Annotated in this window: 5 protein-coding genes and 4 pseudogenes; 6 read left to right on the forward strand and 3 right to left on the reverse strand. The window is 59.6% G+C overall.

Annotation, left to right across the window (positions count from 1 at the left end):
- A partial coding sequence (locus tag AC58NV_RS23420; RefSeq protein WP_497229292.1) for a hypothetical protein occupies positions 1-245 on the forward strand: 245 nt, incomplete at its 5' end.
- Positions 246-604: 359 nt separating this feature from the next.
- On the forward strand, positions 605-1,057 hold the full coding sequence (locus tag AC58NV_RS23425; protein ID WP_497227562.1) for a hypothetical protein: 453 nt from the start codon (positions 605-607) through the stop codon (positions 1,055-1,057).
- A gap of 21 nt (positions 1,058-1,078) precedes the next feature.
- On the opposite strand, the pseudogene AC58NV_RS23430 reads toward AC58NV_RS23425, so the two are convergent.
- A pseudogene (locus AC58NV_RS23430) lies at positions 1,079-1,234 on the reverse strand (maleylacetoacetate isomerase); the annotation flags it as partial.
- A gap of 179 nt (positions 1,235-1,413) precedes the next feature.
- Here AC58NV_RS23430 and tnpA (AC58NV_RS23435) point away from each other — a divergent pair.
- From tnpA (AC58NV_RS23435) to AC58NV_RS23450, 4 genes and pseudogenes are all read left to right on the forward strand, one after another.
- On the forward strand, positions 1,414-1,761 hold the full coding sequence (tnpA, locus tag AC58NV_RS23435) for an IS66-like element accessory protein TnpA (protein WP_497229293.1): 348 nt from the start codon (positions 1,414-1,416) through the stop codon (positions 1,759-1,761).
- Positions 1,758-1,931: pseudogene (gene tnpB / locus AC58NV_RS23440) on the forward strand (IS66 family insertion sequence element accessory protein TnpB); the annotation flags it as partial. The gene tnpA (AC58NV_RS23435) and the pseudogene tnpB, both read left to right, overlap by 4 nt.
- Positions 1,932-2,026: 95 nt before the next feature.
- The gene (gene tnpA, locus AC58NV_RS23445; RefSeq protein ID WP_497229294.1) at positions 2,027-2,410 is read left to right on the forward strand and encodes an IS66-like element accessory protein TnpA; all 384 of its coding nucleotides are present in this window, start codon (positions 2,027-2,029) and stop codon (positions 2,408-2,410) included.
- A pseudogene (locus AC58NV_RS23450) lies at positions 2,407-2,520 on the forward strand (IS66 family insertion sequence element accessory protein TnpB); the annotation flags it as partial. The gene tnpA (AC58NV_RS23445) and the pseudogene AC58NV_RS23450, both read left to right, overlap by 4 nt.
- On the opposite strand, the pseudogene AC58NV_RS23455 reads toward AC58NV_RS23450, so the two are convergent.
- Positions 2,482-2,598, reverse strand: a pseudogene (locus tag AC58NV_RS23455) (transposase); the annotation flags it as partial. The pseudogenes AC58NV_RS23450 and AC58NV_RS23455 sit on opposite strands and share 39 nt — an antisense overlap.
- 47 nt (positions 2,599-2,645) lie before the next feature.
- On the reverse strand, positions 2,646-2,992 hold a 347-nt coding region (locus AC58NV_RS23460; RefSeq protein ID WP_497229295.1), incomplete at its 5' end, for an IS66 family transposase.

The raw sequence follows: 2,992 nt of genomic DNA on the forward strand, positions 1-2,992 counted from the left end.
CTCTCACTTCTGGGGATGCCTATATCGGCATCTCCCTCGACGACGGCGACTTTGAACTGACCCCGTCCAATGGGGCCATGTTCTTTGACATCACTCTCTTCATTGACGAGCACGATGATGGCCTGTTCATCGGAGCAATTGACAGCAGTGAAACTGAGTTGGACTTCGAGATTCTTCTGCTCGACGCCACGGGGTTGACGTCTGATCAGATTATCGGAATTTCCGGCGGTCCCTTGGGAATGTAGTCAAGGCGGGTTCGAGCTTGGAAGGCTGGCCAAGTACTGGCATGCCGGCGCTAAATCCTGCACATGCAGGGGCAAGAAAAGAGGGTTCAATGAACAGCAACAAGAGTAAAGCCGTCCGCAGATTGCCCTTGGCGGCCGCACTATTGCTTTCGCCGGCACTGGCTGAGGCCGCCGCGGTGACTGGCAGGACAGCTTTGCAGGAGGCCGCTGCAGTTTACGTGCACAAGGCGCAGGTGCGGGGTTCACCTTCGCCCTCGCAATTTGGCGGCGGATCACGGGAGACAGGCGGCGATGCGGCAGAAGCTGATGGCGTAAGAAGCTCAAGCACCAGCACGTCGGCCCCGGTTGGGCCAGCGTCGGTGACAAATTCCGTCACCAGCACGGTTGTCGCGCAGATCAGCACCTCGTCGGCGGCCTGCGAGGCGGTTGGCGCGGCTTACCGGACTGACTGTCTGGCCAAAGAGCTGAAAGCGCTGGTCAAGAAACTGCCTGCTCATGGCGAATATGCTGCCGCCCGTGAGGCGCTGGCCACGGCCTCGGATGAGCTGACCAGCCTTTCCCGGCAGAACCGTGACTACAGCCAGCCGCGGCTGCGGATCACCGTTCAGGCGGACAGCGAAACTGTGCGCCGCCCGGTTTCAGCGGTTAAGCAGGAAAGGGTGGCCGAAACCAACGCCAAGGCGCTGGCCGTTCTGGAAGAGACGACGACGGTGCTGCTGCGTTCGGCTGAAGGCAACAATGATGTGGCGCTGCATTACCAGCGGATCGCCCAGGCGCTGAATTCCAGCAAGGTGCTGCTGCGCTCCTTGTGACGCCGCAGCCCCAGGGTCCAGTCAGCCGGGCTGATCCGGGTAGGCGGCGGCAAAGGCAGGGTGGGCGGCGCAAGCCGCCTCTACAGCGCATATCCGCGGCAAGCCGGAGAAATCGGTCTCCCAGCGGCGGGCATTGTAAAGCTGGGGCATCAGACAGATGTCCGCCAGCCCAGGCGATTTGACGTAATGGGATGAACTGCCTTCCCGCCGAGAACACTGCTATTGTCGTGAAGATTAGCGGAGAAGAAGGAGCATTCTGATGGAGATCGTAACCGTCTGGTCTGCCCGCACTGACGGTGGTCGTTAGTGAGGGATAATGTCCATTAGCGAGCAAGTGGACATTATCGGGGGTGAACATGTCGAATCGGCGCAGGTGGCGGACTTGGTCTGAAGACGAGAAACGGATGATCTGCGCCCAGATGCGGGTGCCCGGTGTATCGGTTGCCCAAGTTGTACGGCACTATGATGCAAATGCCAATCAGGTCTTCAACTGGCTGAAAGAACCCCGGTTCACGGCCGAGGCTGAAGAAGAACCCGTCACCCGGTTCCTGCCGGTTGAAGTTCTGGATGCCGAACCCGCTTCAGCCCCGCCGGATGCCGATGCGCAGATAGAGGTGGAACTTGCCAGCGGCCACCACCTGAAGGTTCAGGGCGGCTTTGATCCTGATGCGCTTGCCGCATTGATCTGGAAGCTGGCTTCATGATCCCGGTTCCGGGAAGCACGAAGATCTGGTTGGCCGCCGGGGTTACAGACATGTGCAAAGGGTTCGGCGGCCTGTCGGCCTTGGCCGAAAAGGTGCTGGCCGAAGATCCCTTCTGCGGGCATCTGTTTGTATTCCGGGGCCGCCGGGGCGATCTGCTGAAGGTCATCTGGTAGGATGGCCGTAACCGTCCGGTGAGCCTGCTCTGACGGTCGATAGAGTGTATTGATAATGTCCACCATTGGTAGTGGACGTTATGAGGCACATTATGGCGGGCAAGAAGCGGTTCTGGTCGGATGAAGAGAAGCGTTCGATCTGCGGGCAGACACGCACGCCGGGCGTTTCGGTGGCGCAGGTTGCGCGACGTTATGCGATGAACGCCAACCTGATCCACAAGTGGCTTCGCGATCCTCGGTTTGCGCTCGAGGACAAGGCAGTCAAAGCGGAGACTGCCGACTTTGTGCTGATCGAGCTCGAGGGGATTGCGTCACCCCACCCCCTGCCACAATTATCTGCACCGCCGTCTGTTTGCGGCGCACGGTTGTCAGCACAGCGCGTGGATATCATGCTGTCAGATGGGTGGCAGATATTGGTGGAAGGTACGACGGCGCTGTCTGCGGTGCTGTCTCTAGTCGAAGGTCTGGTGCCATGATCCCAGTGCCGAGCAATACGCGGGTGTGGCTGGCCCCAGGCGTGACGGACATGCGGCGGCGCTTCAATACGCTGGCTGCTCAGGCGCATCTCGTCTGGCAGAAGGCCCCCGTATTTATTCTTCCAGTTGAAGTATGTCGCCTGGCTGATCCCGGCCTTACAGCAGATCTCCGCGACCGGTGTTCCTTGCGTGACCGTCCGGCGAAGGTGCTCTGGCGCGGTTCGAGTAAAGCCTGCTACGCTGCGATGGCAGCGTAGCACCAGGCCATGAGTTCGTTCAGACGTGTGATCTTATGATCCGCTATCAGGGTCAAAGCCCAGGTGAGCCAAGCCTGCGGATCAACGCCGTTCGTCTTGGCGGTTTCGATCAGAGTATAGACGACGGCAGCAGCTTTTCCGCCGCCTTCGGAGCCGACGAACAGGTAATTCTTGCGGCCTATGGCAATTGGCTTCATCGCCCGCTCCGCAGAATTGTTGTCGAGTTCCAGGATGTCATGGACGAGATAGGAGCGCAGTTTCTTCATCCGGGTCAGAGCATAGCGGATGGCTTTGGCCAGCTCTGATTTGCCTGGGATCCGGGCTA

It is taken from the genome of Leisingera sp. ANG49 (assembly GCF_059694505.1).

What these genes read in the sequence shown, in the direction of transcription:
- tnpA (WP_497229293.1), top strand. Translation starts at nt 1,414, where the DNA reads ATGTCGAATCGGCGCAGGTGGCGGACTTGGTCTGAAGACGAGAAACGG.
- tnpA (WP_497229294.1), top strand. Translation starts at nt 2,027, where the DNA reads ATGGCGGGCAAGAAGCGGTTCTGGTCGGATGAAGAGAAGCGTTCGATC.